Genomic DNA, 16,261 nt, shown 5'->3' on the forward strand with positions numbered 1-16,261 from the left:
GCCAGCGATTGTAGCGTAGTCCCTTGCTGTTTGTGCCATCATTTCACGCGTGCTCCTGACAGAAATTGTCAGTACTTTTTATTATGCTTTCGGCACCAGCAGGCCAGCCAGCCTGTATTCAAATTGATATCTCCACCTGCGACAGGACTTTTCATGACACGTGCCATTACCATACTGACCGAGAACTTTGCCGATTGGGAAACCGCCCTGATCAATTCCACGGCGCGCCTGTATTACGGCTTTTACACGCAGTTCGCCACGCCGGGAGGCCTGCCCGTCACCTCGTCCGGTGGCATGTTGGTCACGCCGCAACTGGCACTGGAAGAGATTGTGCTCGATGAACTCGATTTGCTGATGGTGTGTGGCGGCAGCCACTGGCAAAGCGGCAAGGCGCCCGACCTGGGCCCCTTGCTGCGCGCCGCCCGCGACAACAATACTGTGCTGGCCGGCATTTGCGACGGCACGCGCGTGCTGGCGCAGGCAGGCGTGCTCGACACCGTGCGCCATACGTCCAACAGTGCGGACAACCTGTTACAAACGGGCTATGCGGGCGCGGCCCTGTACCAGGACGTACCGTGGGCCGTGGCCGACCAGCGCATCGTTACGGCACCGGGCACGGCGCCCGTCAGTTTTACGCGGGAAGTGCTGCGCAGCCTGGGCATTGACGACGACAACCTGACGGCCTACCTGACCATGCACGGGGCCGAGCACGGCCAGGCAGAACGCTAGTCGGGGGCCAGCACGCGCAAGCGCGCCGCGGCGTGCGTGTTGCCGGGGTCCAGCTCCAGCGAACGGCGGTAATGCGTGACGGCCAGCGCCGTGGCGCCATCGGCCTCGTACGCTTCGGCCAGGCTGTCGTGGCCGTTCGCCCCTTGCGGGTACAGTTGCACGCCCAACTGGAAGACGGCGAGCGCCTGTTTCGGCTGCTGCCGGCCCAGCAGGCGGTAGCCCCAGGCATTCAAATCGTCTTCAGTGGGCGCAGACAGCCCGTGCTGGCGCCGGATGGCCGCCAGTTTCTTGTCCAGCCCGTCGAAACCAGCGCTGGCGGCCTGCTGGCGCAGCAGGTGCGCGGCATACGCGCCGCCGCGCTGCTGGCGCAGGGCGGGAATATAGAAGCCGGCGACGGTATCGATCAGCTGTTCCGGCTGGCCACCTGCAAGGTTGCTGAGAATAATGATGGCAAGGCCATCGTCCGGATATACATAAAAGGCCGAGCGGGCGCCGCCGATGCCGGCCACGGCGCGGTGGCCAGCGCGGCCGATGCTGGGCCAGCCCAGCGCCCACGGCGCCGGCTTGCCGTCATTCAAGCTGGTCGGCTGCCACAGCCGTGCCAGACTGGCGGGCGCCAGCAAGCGTCCCGACTGCAGCGAGATGAGCCAGTTGGCCAGTTCGCCCGCATTGCTATTGATACCGGCCCCCGCGCGCATGAAGACGGGAAAGTCTTCGATCACGTTGCGGTAACCGTTGCCGCCCCGGTCCAGCACGTAGGAACTGGCCTTCTTGGCGACCACGTCCTTCGCATCACCAAAGCCGCTGTGCGGCATGCCGGCCACGTCAAACTGCCGGCGCTGGATGAAGGTAGTAAAGGACTGGCCGCCTTGCCGTTCGATCAATTGCGCCAGCAGCACGTAATTGGTCTGGTTGTAGCGGAAGCGTTCACCCGGTTTTGCCTCCACCGGCAGCGCCTGCACCGCCGTCCACGCCGCATCGGCATCGTCCGGCTGCGGCCCCACCAGCTTGCCGCTGCGCTGGTCCAGCACATCGGGCAAGCCCGAAGTATGGTTGAGCAATTGCGTCACCGTCACGGCTTGCCATGCCGATGGCAGCCCCGCCAGGTACTGGCCGATGGGCGCCGCCAGATCGATCTTGCCCTCCTGCACCAGTTGCATCACGGCCACGCCGGCAAACGCTTTCGTTGCCGAATTGATGGAAAACAGGCTGGCGTCCGTCACGGGCACCTGGTATTGCAGGCTGGCCAGGCCAAAATTGTGCTTCAGCACGACCTTGCCACGCTGGATCACCGCCAGTTGCAGTCCCGGAATCTGGCGCTCCCGCATTTCGCTGCGCACGAAAGCGCCAATCTCCTGTGCCGCGCGCGATGCCTGGGATGGGCTGGCAGGGGCGGCTATCACACCAGCGGGGATGGCGGCTAGCGCCATGACGAGCAGGACGGAAGGAAGGCGTGGAGTCACTATGCGGCTTTCGACAGTTGAAAACGGAATCGCAGCATCCCATACCTGTTTATCAACGTCAATGACAATCTTGCTGGTAAGAAAGCTACTCTTCCAGCCACACGTCTTCATAGCCTTCGCGGTCGAGAATGAATTTGGCGCCGCTGGGCAAGGCCAGATAATCGACCACTTGCGGCAGCATCTCGTGCAGGTGTTGCGCATGCAGGGGCTGGTAAAAGCCGCTGGCGTCGTCGTGTTCGCCGCAGTGAATAAACCAGCTGATGGTGCCGTTTTCCGGCAGCACAATGCGCGTGCCGTAGATGGGCGATTGGTCCAGGCTGCCGATGGCCAGGGCCACCATGGGCTCGGGCGCCTGCGCCTGCAAGCCGAATTTGTCGCAGATGCGCTGCTGTGTTTTGCTGATCGGTACGGTCATGCTGCCCTCAGGATCCGATGTATTGATAATGGAGGCGCAGCGCGCCATCATGGCCCGACATTTCCAGGTGCAAGATCGCTTCGCCCGGCTTGCCATCGGCCAGCAACAGGCATTCCAGACCCAGCGGCCCGCGATCGGTGGCATACACATCGACGGCGGGACGGCCACCCTTGCCCGGCACAAAGGCCTCGGCCAGCGGCGCCAGGGACAGCGCCTGGTTCGCCGCAAAATAGCTGTCGAGCATCTCGATGATCTCGTCGGCCACGCCCGGCGCCAGCGACCAGACGCGTTGCAGCGCCACCGGATCGCGCAGGTCGAGCGTGTGCACGAAGGCCGCCGCCTGTGCATAGGCCTGTTGCCGCAGGCTGTCGGTCATGCGCATGTCCATGCTGCGACTCCTCTCTCTTGAACAGGCGCCATTATAGTGCGCGGCCTGGCCGATGCCGCACTCTCGCCATGCCGGCAGTTGCATGACAGTACGGCAACCCTGTAAAGTAGGCTACGATGAAAAAAACCTACCATGGCAGTTGCCACTGCGGCGCCGTGCGCTTCGCGGCCGAGATCGACCTGGCGGCGCCGAGTTTGCGCTGCAATTGTTCCTATTGCCTGAAAATTCGCTGCTGGGCCAGCCTGGTGCCGCCCACGGCTTTCCGCCTGCTGGCCGGAGAAGCGGACTTGAGCGAATACCGCTTCGGCGCCGGCCGCGAACGCCACTATTTTTGCCGCCATTGCGGCGTGCGCCCATTTGGTCGCGGCGATTCTCCCCGCGGCGGCCCGTTTGTCGGTATCGGCGTGAACTGCCTCGACGATGCCGCGGTGGCCGAACTGGCCCAGGTGCCCGTCACCTTTGTCGACGGCTCGCATGACGCGTGGCACACGCCGCCGCAGGAAACGCGGCATCTGTAAGGGCGGAAGGACGGCAAGGAAAGGAGATACGGGGGGCGCCATGTCGCGGGCGGCCAGATAAGCATGCACTTCCCGTTGTCTGGATTGGCATTCTGGGCGATAATTACGCCCATGAACGATACCACCACCTTACCCCCATTGCCCGATCGCCTGTCGATCGACCCCAGCAGCCCTTACCACGTTGCAGCCGTGTTCGAGAACGACGTCGGCATCCGCTTCAACGACAAGGAACGTCTTGACGTGGAAGAATATTGCATCAGCGAACGCTGGATCAAGGTCGCTTCCACCAAGTCGCTGGACCGCCGCGGCCGTCCACTGCAGATCAAGCTGAAGGGCAAAGTCGAAGCGTTTTACCGCTAAGCAACGCCTACAGCTGTCATCGAGGCCGATTTCCATCGGCCTTTTTTACGTCTGCAGGTATTGCTCAGCCCCGTGCCGGTTCAGCGGCCGGCGGCGGCTGGTAAGCGCAAAAGCCGGGCCACTGGTCGCGGCTGTCGCACACTTTCAGGCAGCCCTTGTTATCCTTGAAGGTGGCGACAACCTTGATGGGGAAGCCATATTTGGGCGTGCTGGCCAGGAAGGCGGACGGGCAGCTTTGCTCGTTGCTGAAGCGAAAAGTGATGTCTTCGCGGCGGCCCTTGCGCTCAAAGCTCAGCATGAAAGTTTCATTGCTGTTCCATTGCGCCTTGCCCGGCACGCGGAAGCGGTAGCGCGGGTTGCCCGGCTGCTGGCCTTCAAGTTTCAGGCCGAAGACGCGGCTGCTGGCCGTGGCCGTCTCGACCTTGGCAACCGGATACACCACGGCAAACATGTAAGTGCCGGCGAAACCCTGGTCGAAACCGAGGCCCTTCTGGTAGAACGGCACGACGATGTGCGGCGCGCCCGCGTATTCCACGGTATTGCGTGCCGTCACGCGCGACGTCAGCTTGTCATCGGGCGCTTGCCCGAAAACCACGTCCAGTTCCAGCAACGCTTCTTGCTTGTCGATATCTTGTGCCAGATAATCCTTGGGGAACATTTCGCCGTGCACGCAGCCGGCCAGCAAGGAGGCGGCGAGGCAGCCGGCGAGGAGTTTGGGTATTGTCATGGCTGTTTTCCTTCTGGCGGCGTTGAACTGAGGCCCAGCCCCGACACTTGCCAGCCATTCTTGCCTTGTTTCCATTGAAATTGCTGGCCAAACCAGGCCAGTTCCAGCTCGCGCCGGATGCGGTTTGAATCGGTGCGGCCTTGGCGCGCCTTGATGGCGGCGCCCGCCTGTTCGGAAGCGGCCTCCGACAACGGTTTCAGCCACCGTTGATAGGTATCGGGCGGCAAGGCCAGCACGCCGGCCACGCCGTCGTCGCGCGTGGCAACGAGCACTTGCAATGTGGTCAGCTTCCTGGCGAGATAGGCGCCGCGCCGCCCGTCGGGCGACACGGAGACCAGCATGGCGGGCGCATAATCGCCCGTGACTCCACCCGGCACGTCAAACCACAGCAGTTCGCCCGTGCCCGTATCGAGCGCGCGGCCGTCGCGGGGAAACAGCAGCATTTCGCTGCGGCCCGGCTGCGGCACGCCCCATTCGGGGTCGCGCTCCGTGCGCACCATGCTGTCGCGCTGCAGGGGACTGATGGGGCGCATCAGCGGTTCGCCATTCTGCACGCCGATGAGGATGGTGCCCTGCCCCGTATAGCCCTTGGTAAACGCCAGCAGCATGGGCTGGCCCTCGCGCGTGGCTTTGAGGGGGCGCACTTCCACCACTTCGCGCGCGCCGCCGGGGTAATAGCCCTGCTTGCGGAAAGACAAGGTGACGAGCGAGTCGAAGCGGTCATTCGTGACGACGAAGTCGCCGTACTGTTTGGTCACCGGCACGTAGGGCGTTGGCGTTTGCGCCTGCGCGGCGGGCCAGATGGCGGCGGCCAGGCTGGTGGCCGCCGCCAGGCGGCGCAGGGGGAAAGAAAGGGACAGCATGGCATCCTGTAAAGGTCGCAAGGTGCGAAGGAGGCATATCATAGACGATTCCCCCCTGGCAACGCTGTCCGATAACCAATATCAACGGCGCTGGATTTCAATCAGTTCGATCTCGAACAGCTTGGGCCACAGCTTGCCCGTGACAAACAGGCGCTTGCCGCGCGCATCCCAGGCGATGCCGTTGAGCACGGCGTCGGGATTGGCCGTGCCCCGCTGTTCCGGCGGCAGCAAGCCCGTCAGGTCGATCCAGCCCACGACCTTGCCGCTGGCCGGGTCGATGCGGGCGATCACGTCCGCGCCCCACACATTGGCAAACAGTTCCCCGTCGACCATTTCCAGTTCGTTCAGGCGGTCGATGGAACGGCCTTCCGCCTTGACCTCGAAGCGGCGCACCTCGGCCAGGGTTTTCGGATTCAGTACGCGGATGGCGGAGGTGCCGTCGCTCATGTAGACAAATTTACCATCGCTGGCCAGGCCCCAGCCTTCGCCCTGGTAGCTGAAGGTGCGTTTCAGTTTGAACGTCTTCTGGTCGAAGACATAGCCGGTCTGCGAAATCCACGTCAGGCCCAGGATCTCATCGCCCACGTCCGTGATGCCTTCGCCGAACACTTTTTTGTCGAGCATGCTTTTCTGCAAGATCTTGCCCGTCGTCAATTCCACCTTGCGCAAGGAGGACTGGCCATTCTGGCCCGTGCTTTCATACAGGTGACCGTCTTTGAACAGCAAGCCCTGGGTAAATGCCTGCGGATCGTGCGGATAGGTATTCTTGACGAAATAGCCATACACGGGGAGCGCGGCCTGGGCGTAGCCCATTTCACTCATCAGGCCCACGGTACATAGCAATCCCAGCAGCAGCGAGCCTGCCGTGCGTTTCAGACTTGTTTTACCGATATTCTTCATATTCTTGGCGGTGGTTGGCGAGCAGCTATTGTAAACGGGCCGCGTCCGCCATGCGCGCCCTGACGAGGTCCAGCCAGGCACGCGCCGCAAACGACAGCCGCCCGCCACGACGCCAGGCCAGCATCAGATTCCACTCCACGGGCGGGCCGGCCAGGGGAATCACGGCAAATTGCGCGGCATTAAGCGTATCGCAATACATCTTTGGCAGCAGGCAAATGCCCACGCCCAGCCGCACCAGCGAGGCGATGAAATCCCACTGGCCGCTGCGGCCTGTGATGCGCGGCGCGAAACCGGCCCGCTGGCAGGCATCGAGCACGATGTCATTCAAGGCGAAGGCGGCGCCGTAGAAAATGAAGGGGCTCTCGGCCAGCTCGGCCAGGGCCACGGACGAGCGTCCCTGCCACGGCGAGCCGGGCGCTGCCAGCAGGCACAGCGGTGAGCGCACCAGGGGCAGCGCTTCGAAATCCTGCCAGGTGGCCGCGTTGCCCGGATAGTCGAGCATGGTGCCCAGTTCCACCGTGCCCGTGCGCAAGTCGCGCTCGATCGCCTGCGTGCCGCTTTCGTACATTTTCAGTTCGATGCCCGGATAGCGCTGATGGTATTCGGCCAGCCATGGCGCCAGCGTGGAATGCGTCTGCGGCGACACGCCGACGCGCAGCTCCCCCCGCTCCAGATGTTGCAAGTCGCGCAATTCGACCTTCAGTTCCGCGTGCAGGGCCAGCAAGGTATGCGCGCGCGACAGCACCACCTTGCCCGCGTCCGTCAGCGTAAAACGTTTACCGGCGCGGTCCAGCAAGGCCAAGTCCAGCGACTGTTCCAATTGCTGGATCATTTTGCTGACGGTGGGCTGCGTCACGTGCAGCTTGTTTGCCGCGCGCGTAAAACTGGCTTGTTCGACCACTTCGACGAAGTAGCGCAGGGAGCGGATATCCATGATGCATTCCAATATCGAATGATAATGATGAGTTTAAGTCATTTTATCTTTTGATGTGCGGTCACTACAATGAAAACTTCCCCCAGCCGTTTGAAAGCCTGCCGTGAAAGCCTTGCACTGTTCCACCGCTACCCTGCCCTCCATCCCCGTCTGGCGCCAGCCCGCGCAGACCGCATGGCAAGTAGGCGTACTGATCGCCGCCTGGTGGCTGGCCGACGAAGCCGCTTCCGCCCTGCACTTGCCGTTTTCCGGCGGCGTGGTGGGCCTGTTCGTGCTGGTGGCCCTGCTGCTGTCGGGCTGGGTGCGTCCGACCGCCATCGAACTGGGCGCGAACTGGCTGCTGGCCAACATGCTGCTGTTCTTCATTCCGCTGGTGGTGTCCGTGGTGCAATTTACGCAACTGCTGAAGGCGCAAGGTCTGATGCTGTTCGTGAATATCGGCCTCGGCTTTGCCAGCGTGATGCTGGCCACGGCGTTGACGGTGGAATGGGTGTGCCGTTATGAACGCAAGTTGCGTCTGAATAAGCTGCTGCGCCAGCGCACAGCCAGGGCGGCAGCATGAGCACCCTGGTCCTGTCGTTGCTGTTTCTGCTGCTGACCCTGGTCTTGTTCTACGCCAACCAGGCCGTGCACCGCCGCCATCCGCACTTCTTGCTCACGCCCGCCATCTGCACCTCGGCGATACTGATCGTCATCGTGCAGGCGACCTCGACGCCGTTCGCCACGTATTTCGGCGAGACGCGCTGGCTGCCTTGGCTGCTGGGGCCGGCCACCATCGCCTTCGCCCTGCCCATCTTCCAGGAGCGCAAGCTGATCCGCAAGCACTGGCTGGCCTTGTCGCTGGGCAGTTGCGCCGGCATCGTCGCCTCCGTGGCCGCCACCCTGCTGCTGGACCGGATATTTGGCGTGCACGGCGACATGGCGCGCAGCCTGTTGGCGCGCTCCGTCTCGACGCCGTTCGCGCTGGAAGCGTCGCGCCACATGGGCGGCTCGGCCCAGCTGACGGGCATCTTCGTGGTGATGACGGGCTTGTTCGGCCTGATGCTCGGTAAACCGCTATTAAAACTGCTGCCCTTGCGCATGCGCATCGCCCGTGGCGCCCCGTATGGCGCGGCCGCGCACGGTTTTGGCTTGTCCGTGGCGCGCCGCGTAGGCACGGAAGAAGGCGCCGTGGCCAGCCTGACGATGATTTTTTCCGGCGTCGTGACGGTGCTGCTGGCGCCGCTGCTGGGGCATCTGCTGGGCTAACGTCGCGCTTGCAGCGCCTGCACGCCATGCACGATCAGGTCGATTCCTGCCAGGAAATCCTCGCGGTCATCGTGCGTGCGCAACTGCCCCGCCACCTTGCGGGCAAACGGAAACGCCTGCGCGTCGAGACGTGACCAGGCGCCCGCCATGGTATCGAGGAAGTGCGCGCGCTCCAGGCCTTTTTCCCGGGCGATGACGGCATTGGCGGCATTTTGCCCGCTTACTCCCAGCAAATAATTCAACAGCGTGCATGCCGCCAGCCATTGCCTGTCCTGCGGCACGCCCAGGGCATCCACTTGCCGGCCCAGGCGTTCCAGAATGCGCACGCTGGGCAACTGGCCCGGCGCGCGCGACAGGGCCGAGCCCAGCCACGGATGTGCATCCATCGCCTCGAACATGGCCAGCGCCACGGCGCGTATGCCTGCCTGCGGCGTATCGCCGTGCAGCGTGGCATCCATGGCCGCCTGCATGGCGCGCACGACGATGGCGTCACTGGCGGCCGTGAACAGGTCATCCTTGTCGGCCACGTGCCAGTAAATGGCCCCCGCCCCCGTCGCCAGGCGCGCGGCCAGGGCACGGAAGGTCAAGCCGCCCTCGCCGGCCGTATCGAGCAGGGCAATGGCGGCATCGATGATGGTGTCGCGCGTCAGCGAGTCTGCGCGTCGTGGTGGGTTCGCTACATTATTCGGCATCGCTTATCTTGACACAGATGCTGGCCTGCCGCAAAATTCCGATGGAACAGTGTTCCAATGCCATTCTAAAAACCACCCTCAAGGATCACCATGCATATCACCATCATCGGCGCGGGCCTGGGCGGGCTGATGCTCGCCCGCGTGCTGCACGTCCACGGCATCGCCTCCACCGTGTATGAAGCGGACGCATCGCCGCAGGCGCGCCACCAGGGCGGCATGCTCGACATCCACGAGGAAACCGGCCAGCAAGCGCTGCGGGCGGCCGACCTGCATGACGCCTTCCGCGCCCTCATCCATGCGGGCGGCGAAGCGAGCCGCGTGCTCGACCAGCACGGCACGGTCTTGCTCGATCAGGGGGACGATGGCACGGGGGGCCGTCCCGAAGTGGCGCGCGGCGAACTGCGCCGCATCCTGCTCGATGCACTCCCCCCGGGCAGCGTGCGCTGGGGCCATAAATTGACAAGCGCCGCAATGCTCGACCGCGGCCAACACCTTTTACACTTTGTCAATGGCGCCACGGCAACAAGCGACCTGCTGGCAGGCGCGGATGGCGCCTGGTCCAGGGTGCGGCCCCTGCTCTCCAGCGCGCAGCCCGCGTATAGCGGTATTTCCTTCATTGAAACGTACCTGTTCGACAGCGACCGCCGCCACCGGGCCACCGCGCAAGCCGTGGGCGATGGCGCCCTGTTCGCGCTGGCGCCCGGCAAGGGTATCCAGGCTCACCGCGAAGCCGATGGCGTGCTGCATGCGTATGTGGCCCTGAGTAAACCTGAGGAGTGGCTGGCCGGCATCGACTTTGCCGATCCGCCTGCCGCCCGGGCCTGCATCGCCGCGCAATTTACCGGCTGGGCGCCGGTGCTCACGGCCCTGATCACGGACGCGGACACGCCGCCCGTGCCCCGTCCCGTGCATATGCTGCCTGTCGACCACCGCTGGCGGCGCGTGGCGGGCGTGACCTTGCTGGGCGACGCCGCCCATCTGATGGCGCCGGCCGGCGAAGGCGCGAACCTGGCCATGTTCGATGGTGCCGAGCTGGCACAGGCGCTTGCCGCACACCCAGGCGACATGGAAGCGGCCCTGCTGGCGTATGAAACGGCGCTGTTTGCGCGCAGCAGCGCGGCCGCCGCCGAATCGGAGCGCATCCTGCGCCTGTGCTTTGGCGACGACGCGCCGTACAGCCTGGTGCAGTTCTTCACGGGCATGCAGGACGCAGGCGCGGCGCGGGAAGTGTGAGCGGCAGCGCCAAAGCCCCACGCCGGTGGCCTTTATCGGGGATAATACGTCTTTCCCAACTCCAAGCAGCCGCGCCACGATGAAATACCCTGCAGTCCTGCCTTTCAGCGACATCCTGCCCCGCTTGCATGAGTTCGATGCCATCATCGACGTGCGCAGCCCGTCCGAGTTCGCGGAAGACCATTTGCCGGGCGCAATCAACCTGCCTGTGCTGGACGACGAACAGCGCGTACGCGTCGGCACCTTATATAAACAGACGAGCGCCTTCGAAGCGAAGAAACTGGGCGCGGCGCTGATCGCGAAAAATATCGCGCGGCACATCGAAGACGGTTTTATCGCGCATCCGCACTCCTGGTCGCCGCTCGTCTACTGCTGGCGCGGCGGCAATCGCAGCGGCGCCATGGCGCACATCCTGGCGCGCATCGGCTGGCCCGTCACGCAACTCGACGGCGGCTACAAGGAATACCGGCGCCACGTGAATGCCGAGCTGGCCACCCTGCCCGAACGTTTCGACTTCATCAACGTGCTGTGCGGTCCCACGGGCAGCGGCAAGAGCCGCCTGTTGCAGGTGCTGGACAAACAAGGCGCGCAAGTGATCGACCTGGAAGACCTGGCGGCCCACCGCGGCTCCGTGCTGGGCGGCTTGCCGGACGCGGACCAGCCCTCGCAAAAGGCGTTTGAAAGCGCGCTGTGGCAGCAACTGCGCCATTTCGACCCGACGCTCCCCGTCTTCATCGAGTCAGAAAGCAAGAAAGTAGGCCGGCTGCGCGTGCCCGATGCGCTGATGGAAAAGATGCGCGCGGCCGCCTGCACCGACGTGCAGCTGGACATTGGCGAGCGCGTGCAATTGCTGATGCAAGACTATGCGCATTTCGTCGGCGACCCGGCGCGCCTGAACGTGCAACTGGCCCTGTTGACGCAGCTGCATGGCAAGGAGAAAATTGCCCACTGGCAGCAACTGGCGACCGCGGGCCACATGGCCGAGCTGGTGGAAGAGTTGCTGGTGCAGCATTACGACCCCGTCTACCGGCAATCGATCGCCCGCAACTTCAGCCGCTACGCCCAGGCGACGCCGCTGGTCTTGCCCGACATTTCAGAACATGCCTTTGAGCAAGCCGCGCGCGCATTATGTGCTATCGTCGGCGAACCGCGTACCGCCAGCGCCGCGTAAGTGCCGGCGCAGCTTCCCATGACCTTTTTGAGCAGGATGACGACCATGTCCGATAGCATTCCCACCCCCATCCGATTGACCGAATTTGCCCATGGCGGCGGCTGCGGCTGCAAAATTGCGCCCGGCGTGCTGGCCGACATTTTAAAGGGCAGCGGCGGCTTTCCCCTGCCGAAAGAATTACTGGTCGGCATAGAAACCTCGGATGACGCGGCCGTGTACCAGCTCAACGACGAGCAGGCGCTGATCGCCACCACGGATTTCTTCATGCCCATCGTCGATGACCCCTTCGATTTTGGCCGCATCGCCGCCACCAACGCCATTTCCGACGTGTACGCCATGGGCGGCACGCCCATCATGGCGCTGGCCCTGGTGGGCATGCCGATCAACAAGCTGCCGGTGGAAACCATCGGCCTCATCTTGAAAGGCGGCGAAACCATCTGCGCCCAGGCCGGCATCCCCATCGCGGGCGGCCACACCATCGATTCCGTCGAGCCGATCTACGGCCTGGTGGTGCTGGGCCTGGTCCACCCCTCGCAGGTGAAACGCAACGCAGGCGCGCGCGCCGGCGACAAACTGGTATTGGGCAAACCGATCGGCGTGGGCATCCTGTCGGCCGCGCTGAAGAAAAATGCGCTGGACGCGGCTGGCTACGCGTCCTTGATCGACAACACCACCAAATTGAATACCCCGGGCAAGAAACTGGCCCTGCTCGATGGCGTGCATGCGCTGACGGACGTGACGGGCTTCGGCTTGCTGGGCCACACCCTGGAACTGGCGCGCGGTGCCAAGTTACAGGCGCGCATCACCATGGCTGACGTGCCGCTGCTGCCGCAAGTGCAGCAACTGGCGCAAAACGGCAACATCACGGGTGCTTCCGGCCGCAACTGGCAGGGGTACGGCACGCAAGTGGCACTGGCCGACAGCCTGAGCGCCATCGACAAGGCGATCCTGACGGACCCGCAAACGGCCGGCCCCTTGCTGGTGGCCTGCGCGCCGGAAGCCGTCGAGCAAGTGCTGGCGATTTTCCGCGCCGAAGGCTTTGGCGACGCCGTCGTCATTGGCGAGATGCAGGAAGGCAGTACCGGGGTTTCCGTATATTAATGAACAATTTTTCTAAAGGCAGTCCCATGACCAAATTCTCCAAACTCCCCGCCATCCTGGCCACCGTTGCCGCCACGCTGGCCATCCACAGCGGCCTGGCGCAAGCGCAGCAAGTGTTGCGCGTGTCCGCCATCCCCGACGAAGCGCCGACGGAATTGCAGCGCAAATTCAAGCCGCTGGGCAGCTACCTGGAAAAGAAGCTGGGCATGAAGGTGGAATTTACGCCCGTCACCGATTACGCGGCGTCCGTGGAAGGCTTGATCAATAACAAGCTCGACATGGTCTGGTTCGGCGGTTTTACTTTCGTGCAAGCGAACGTGCGCAGCGGCGGCAAGATCGTGCCGCTGGTGCAGCGCGAGGAAGACACGAAGTTCCGCTCCGTGTTCGTCACCACCAGCAAGGACATCAATCAATTGTCCGACCTGAAGGGCAAGAATTTCACGTTCGGTTCGGAATCGTCGACCTCCGGCCACTTGATGCCACGTTACTACTTGCTGGCCGCCAAGATCAATCCGGACACGGACATGAAACGCATCGCATTTTCCGGCGCACATGACGCCACCGTGGCGGCCGTGGCCGGCGGCAAGGTCGATGCGGGCACGCTGAACATTTCCGTGTGGGAAAAGCTAGTCGAAGCGAAAAAAGTCGACCCAGCCAAGGTGCGCGTGTTCTACACGACACCAGGCTACTACGATTACAACTGGAGCGTGCGCGCCGACATGAACCCCGTCGTGCGCAAGAAGCTGACGGACGCCTTCTTGGCGCTGGACCCATCCACGCCCGAAGGCAAGGAAATCCTCGACCTGCAGCGCGCCACGAAGTTCATCCCGACCAAGGCCGAGAACTACAAGGATATCGAAGCGGCTGCGCGCGATGCGAAGTTGTTGAAGTAATTTACGCCGACGCGTTTCACCGTAGGTCGGATTAGGCCGGAGGCCGTAATCCGACAACATTGTTGGCTTCACTGTGTCGGATTACGCGGCTTCACCGCTAATCCGACCTACGTTGCCCTTGCATGGCGTAATCCGACACCGCCCCAAAAAACCGAAACATCGCATGACATTCCAACTTCACAAGATCTGCGTCCACCACGCGGGCGCCGCCGGCAATGCGCTGGCCCTGCGCGAGCTGGACCTGGACGTGGCGCAAGGTGAACAGATCGCCCTGATCGGCCCCTCCGGCGCCGGCAAGACCAGTCTGCTGCACACGCTGGCCTGCGCGCTGCGCCCCGAGTCCGGCACCTTGAGCGTCCTCGGCAGTTCTCCGTGGCTGATCGGCAGCGCCGAGCGCCACGCCTTGCGTGCGCGCCTGTTTTTGGCGCCGCAAACGCCGCCGCTGCCGCCGCGCCAGCGCGTCGTCAACGCCGTCCTGGCGGGCCGGCTGCCGCAATGGAGCTTGTGGACGGCGATGCGTTCCCTGCTGGCCCCCGTCGACCCGCGCACCGCGTGGGAGGCTTTAGGCAAATTCAATCTGCAGGACAAACTGTATGCGCGCGTCGACCGCCTGTCCGGCGGCGAACGCCAGCGCTGCGGCATGGCGCGCGCGCTGGTGTCGAATGCGCAAGCGTTCCTCGTCGACGAACCGCTGTCCGCGCTCGACCCCACGCTGGCCCTGCAAACGATCCATGTGCTGCAAGCGGAAGCAAGAGCGCGCAACGCCACCCTGATCTGCAGCCTGCACCAGGTCGATATCGCGCGCGCCTGTTTTACGCGCATCGTCGCCCTGCGCGACGGCAAGATCGTCTTCGACTTGCCCAGCAGCGAGGTCAGCGACGCCATGATAGAGCGGCTGTACCGCAACAAGGCCGATCCGGCGCCGCAGTTCGAGGCAGTGGACGCGAAACTGGACGCCGCGAGGCCGCTTTGCTGAAGAGCGCCAACGCCGCCCTGCCGCGCGATCCCGCCTGGCGCGGCCGCCTGACCGGCGCTGCCATCGTGCTGCTGGTGCTGTGGCCGATGCTGGTGCAAGCCGAATTCAAGCCGTGGATACTGTTCGATGCGCAAAGCCTGGCCGCCACCTGGCAATTCCTTGCCAGCTTCGTGCCGCCCGCTCACTCGCTGGAATTTTTGCAACTGGTGGCCATTTCCAGCTGGGAAACCATCGCCATGGCGACGGCCGGCATGGCGCTGGCCATGCTGGGGGCCATACCGCTGACTTTATTGGTGACGGAGCGATTGTCGATTTCGCGCATCGGCAGCGGCACCGTTTCGCCGCTGGCCGCCAGCGTCCGCCACAGTGTGCGTGCGGTGCTGGTGCTGCTGCGCAGCGTGCCGGAACTGGTCTGGGCACTATTGCTGGTGCGCATAGTCGGCCTGGGGCCGACGGCCGGCGTGATCGCCATCGCCCTCACGTATTGCGGCATGCTGGGCAAGGTCTACGCGGAAATCCTCGAATCGTCGGATGCGTCCGCCTGCAACGCGCTATTGCACAACGGCAGCGGCAGATTAAAGGCCCTGCTGTACGGCGCCCTGCCCGAATCGGCCGCCGAACTGGTGTCGTACACGATTTATCGCTGGGAGTGCGCGATCCGCGGCTCCGTCGTCATGGGTTTTGTCGGTGCGGGCGGCCTGGGCCAGCGCATGGATGAATCGATGAAGATGATGGCCGGCAATGAACTGGCCACCATGCTGATGGTGTTCGTGCTGCTGGTGGCGGGCGCCGATGCGGTCTCGGCCATGCTGCGCCGGAGGCTGGCATGAAGGGCGACACCTCCATGCTGCCGGTTGCCCCTCCCGTGCGCTGGTCGACCTGGGCCTTGCTGGCCGGCCTGGTGCTGCTGGTCGTCGCCAGCTTCGCCACCCTGCCCTTGAAATGGGGCGAGTTCTTCAGCGCCGATGCCGTGCGCACCAGTGCCGATTTCCTGCACGGCTTCGCGCCGCCCGAACTGGCGCCCGCGTTTCTCATCAAGGTCGGCATCGCTACCTTTGAAACCCTGGCCATGTCGGCCATCGGCACGGTCATCGCCGCGCTCCTGGGTGCGCTTCTGGCCCTGCCCGCCAGCGGGCGTTTCGGCAAGCTGGCGCGCAACGCCACGCGCGCGGTGCTCAACGTGCTGCGCTCGATCCCCGAACTGGTGTGGGCCTCGATTTTGCTGATCGCCGCCGGCCTGGGCCCGTTCGCGGGCACCCTGGCGCTGGCGCTGCATACGGTGGGCGTGCTGGGTCGCTTGTTTGCCGATGCGTTTGAAAATTGCCCGCCCCTGCCCGCCGCCACCTTGCGCATCAATGGCGCGCGCCCTGCCGAGGCCTTCTTGTACGCCACCTTGCCGCAATGCGGGCCGCAGATGATGTCATATACGCTGTACCGCTGGGAAAACAATATCCGCGCCGCCGCCATCCTCGGCGTCGTCGGTGCGGGCGGCCTGGGACAGATGCTGAAATACCATCTGTCGCTGTTCCAGATGCAGAGCGCCGCGACCGTCATCGTCGCCATGCTGCTGATGGTGGCCGCCGTCGATGGCCTCAGCTATGTGCTGCGCCGCGCGATGACCCGCTGATTTTTTCACTTTTCACAAGGAAT

Annotated in this window: 20 protein-coding genes; 12 read left to right on the forward strand and 8 right to left on the reverse strand. The window is 63.9% G+C overall.

All coding sequences use genetic code 11. The features are described 5' to 3' along the window. The first annotated feature begins 153 nt into the window (after positions 1 to 153). A complete protein-coding gene (locus FJQ89_RS05055) occupies positions 154 to 729 on the forward strand; it encodes a type 1 glutamine amidotransferase family protein (protein WP_141169314.1) in 576 nt (191 codons plus the stop codon). Here FJQ89_RS05055 and FJQ89_RS05060 read toward each other — a convergent pair. The 3 genes from FJQ89_RS05060 to FJQ89_RS05070 all read right to left on the reverse strand — a co-directional run bounded on the left by FJQ89_RS05060 (position 726) and on the right by FJQ89_RS05070 (position 2,995). Further along, complete coding sequence (locus tag FJQ89_RS05060) at positions 726 to 2,192, reverse strand: serine hydrolase domain-containing protein (RefSeq protein ID WP_205704568.1); 1,467 nt, start codon at positions 2,190 to 2,192, stop codon at positions 726 to 728. The genes FJQ89_RS05055 and FJQ89_RS05060 overlap by 4 nt on opposite strands. Before the next feature lie 85 nt (positions 2,193 to 2,277). Further along, positions 2,278 to 2,607, reverse strand: coding sequence for an immunity protein Imm33 domain-containing protein (locus tag FJQ89_RS05065; protein ID WP_141169315.1), 330 nt, complete (start codon positions 2,605 to 2,607; stop codon positions 2,278 to 2,280). Between the two features lie 7 nt (positions 2,608 to 2,614). After that, the gene (locus FJQ89_RS05070; protein WP_141169316.1) at positions 2,615 to 2,995 is read right to left on the reverse strand and encodes a hypothetical protein; all 381 of its coding nucleotides are present in this window, start codon (positions 2,993 to 2,995) and stop codon (positions 2,615 to 2,617) included. Positions 2,996 to 3,111: 116 nt separating this feature from the next. On the opposite strand from FJQ89_RS05070, the gene FJQ89_RS05075 reads away from it, so the two are divergent. Further along, positions 3,112 to 3,513 carry a GFA family protein gene (locus FJQ89_RS05075; protein ID WP_141169317.1) on the forward strand — a complete coding sequence of 134 codons (402 nt, stop codon included), beginning with the start codon at positions 3,112 to 3,114 and terminating at the stop codon, positions 3,511 to 3,513. Positions 3,514 to 3,624: 111 nt separating this feature from the next. Continuing rightward, positions 3,625 to 3,873 carry a DUF3297 family protein gene (locus tag FJQ89_RS05080; protein ID WP_010398340.1) on the forward strand — a complete coding sequence of 83 codons (249 nt, stop codon included), beginning with the start codon at positions 3,625 to 3,627 and terminating at the stop codon, positions 3,871 to 3,873. 64 nt (positions 3,874 to 3,937) lie between these two features. Here FJQ89_RS05080 and FJQ89_RS05085 read toward each other — a convergent pair whose 3' ends face one another. The 4 genes from FJQ89_RS05085 to FJQ89_RS05100 form a co-directional block, all read right to left on the reverse strand. Continuing rightward, complete coding sequence (locus FJQ89_RS05085; protein WP_141169318.1) at positions 3,938 to 4,600, reverse strand: hypothetical protein; 663 nt, start codon at positions 4,598 to 4,600, stop codon at positions 3,938 to 3,940. Further along, positions 4,597 to 5,463 (reverse strand): hypothetical protein, encoded by an 867-nt coding sequence (locus FJQ89_RS05090; protein ID WP_141169319.1) that lies wholly within the window; start codon positions 5,461 to 5,463, stop codon positions 4,597 to 4,599. Before FJQ89_RS05090 ends, FJQ89_RS05085 begins: the two co-directional genes overlap by 4 nt. A gap of 81 nt (positions 5,464 to 5,544) precedes the next feature. Beyond that, on the reverse strand, positions 5,545 to 6,363 hold the full coding sequence (locus FJQ89_RS05095; RefSeq protein WP_205704569.1) for a glutaminyl-peptide cyclotransferase: 819 nt from the start codon (positions 6,361 to 6,363) through the stop codon (positions 5,545 to 5,547). Positions 6,364 to 6,388: 25 nt separating this feature from the next. Then, a complete protein-coding gene (locus FJQ89_RS05100; RefSeq protein ID WP_141169320.1) occupies positions 6,389 to 7,297 on the reverse strand; it encodes a LysR family transcriptional regulator in 909 nt (302 codons plus the stop codon). A gap of 103 nt (positions 7,298 to 7,400) precedes the next feature. Between FJQ89_RS05100 and FJQ89_RS05105 the strand changes: the two genes are divergently transcribed. Then, entirely contained in the window at positions 7,401 to 7,859 is a 459-nt protein-coding gene (locus FJQ89_RS05105; protein WP_141169321.1) for a CidA/LrgA family protein, read from the forward strand. Further along, positions 7,856 to 8,545, forward strand: coding sequence for an LrgB family protein (locus tag FJQ89_RS05110; protein ID WP_141169322.1), 690 nt, complete (start codon positions 7,856 to 7,858; stop codon positions 8,543 to 8,545). Before FJQ89_RS05105 ends, FJQ89_RS05110 begins: the two co-directional genes overlap by 4 nt. Here FJQ89_RS05110 and FJQ89_RS05115 read toward each other — a convergent pair. Then, entirely contained in the window at positions 8,542 to 9,237 is a 696-nt protein-coding gene (locus FJQ89_RS05115; RefSeq protein WP_141169323.1) for a TetR/AcrR family transcriptional regulator, read from the reverse strand. The two genes, FJQ89_RS05110 and FJQ89_RS05115, sit on opposite strands and share 4 nt — an antisense overlap. Before the next feature lie 90 nt (positions 9,238 to 9,327). Here FJQ89_RS05115 and FJQ89_RS05120 point away from each other — a divergent pair, with 90 nt between their 5' ends. The 7 genes from FJQ89_RS05120 (at position 9,328) to phnE (ending at position 16,238) form a co-directional block, all read left to right on the forward strand. Beyond that, positions 9,328 to 10,470, forward strand: coding sequence for an FAD-dependent oxidoreductase (locus FJQ89_RS05120; RefSeq protein WP_243136425.1), 1,143 nt, complete (start codon positions 9,328 to 9,330; stop codon positions 10,468 to 10,470). Positions 10,471 to 10,549: 79 nt separating this feature from the next. Beyond that, positions 10,550 to 11,641: a tRNA 2-selenouridine(34) synthase MnmH gene (gene mnmH, locus FJQ89_RS05125; protein ID WP_141169325.1), complete on the forward strand. Its 1,092-nt coding sequence runs from the start codon at positions 10,550 to 10,552 to the stop codon at positions 11,639 to 11,641. Positions 11,642 to 11,686: 45 nt separating this feature from the next. Then, entirely contained in the window at positions 11,687 to 12,742 is a 1,056-nt protein-coding gene (gene selD, locus FJQ89_RS05130) for a selenide, water dikinase SelD (RefSeq protein WP_141169326.1), read from the forward strand. 26 nt (positions 12,743 to 12,768) lie between these two features. Then, positions 12,769 to 13,635 (forward strand): putative selenate ABC transporter substrate-binding protein, encoded by an 867-nt coding sequence (locus FJQ89_RS05135; protein WP_141169327.1) that lies wholly within the window; start codon positions 12,769 to 12,771, stop codon positions 13,633 to 13,635. A gap of 163 nt (positions 13,636 to 13,798) precedes the next feature. Further along, positions 13,799 to 14,611 (forward strand): phosphonate ABC transporter ATP-binding protein, encoded by an 813-nt coding sequence (locus FJQ89_RS05140; RefSeq protein WP_141169328.1) that lies wholly within the window; start codon positions 13,799 to 13,801, stop codon positions 14,609 to 14,611. Beyond that, entirely contained in the window at positions 14,605 to 15,441 is an 837-nt protein-coding gene (locus FJQ89_RS05145) for a PhnE/PtxC family ABC transporter permease (protein ID WP_141169329.1), read from the forward strand. The genes FJQ89_RS05140 and FJQ89_RS05145 overlap by 7 nt, the downstream gene beginning before the upstream one ends. After that, on the forward strand, positions 15,438 to 16,238 hold the full coding sequence (phnE, locus tag FJQ89_RS05150; RefSeq protein WP_141169330.1) for a phosphonate ABC transporter, permease protein PhnE: 801 nt from the start codon (positions 15,438 to 15,440) through the stop codon (positions 16,236 to 16,238). The genes FJQ89_RS05145 and phnE overlap by 4 nt, the downstream gene beginning before the upstream one ends. Positions 16,239 to 16,261 lie beyond the last annotated feature (23 nt).

This window comes from Janthinobacterium tructae (genome assembly GCF_006517255.1).
In the GTDB taxonomy this organism is placed as follows: Bacteria; Pseudomonadota; Gammaproteobacteria; order Burkholderiales; family Burkholderiaceae_D; genus Janthinobacterium; species Janthinobacterium tructae.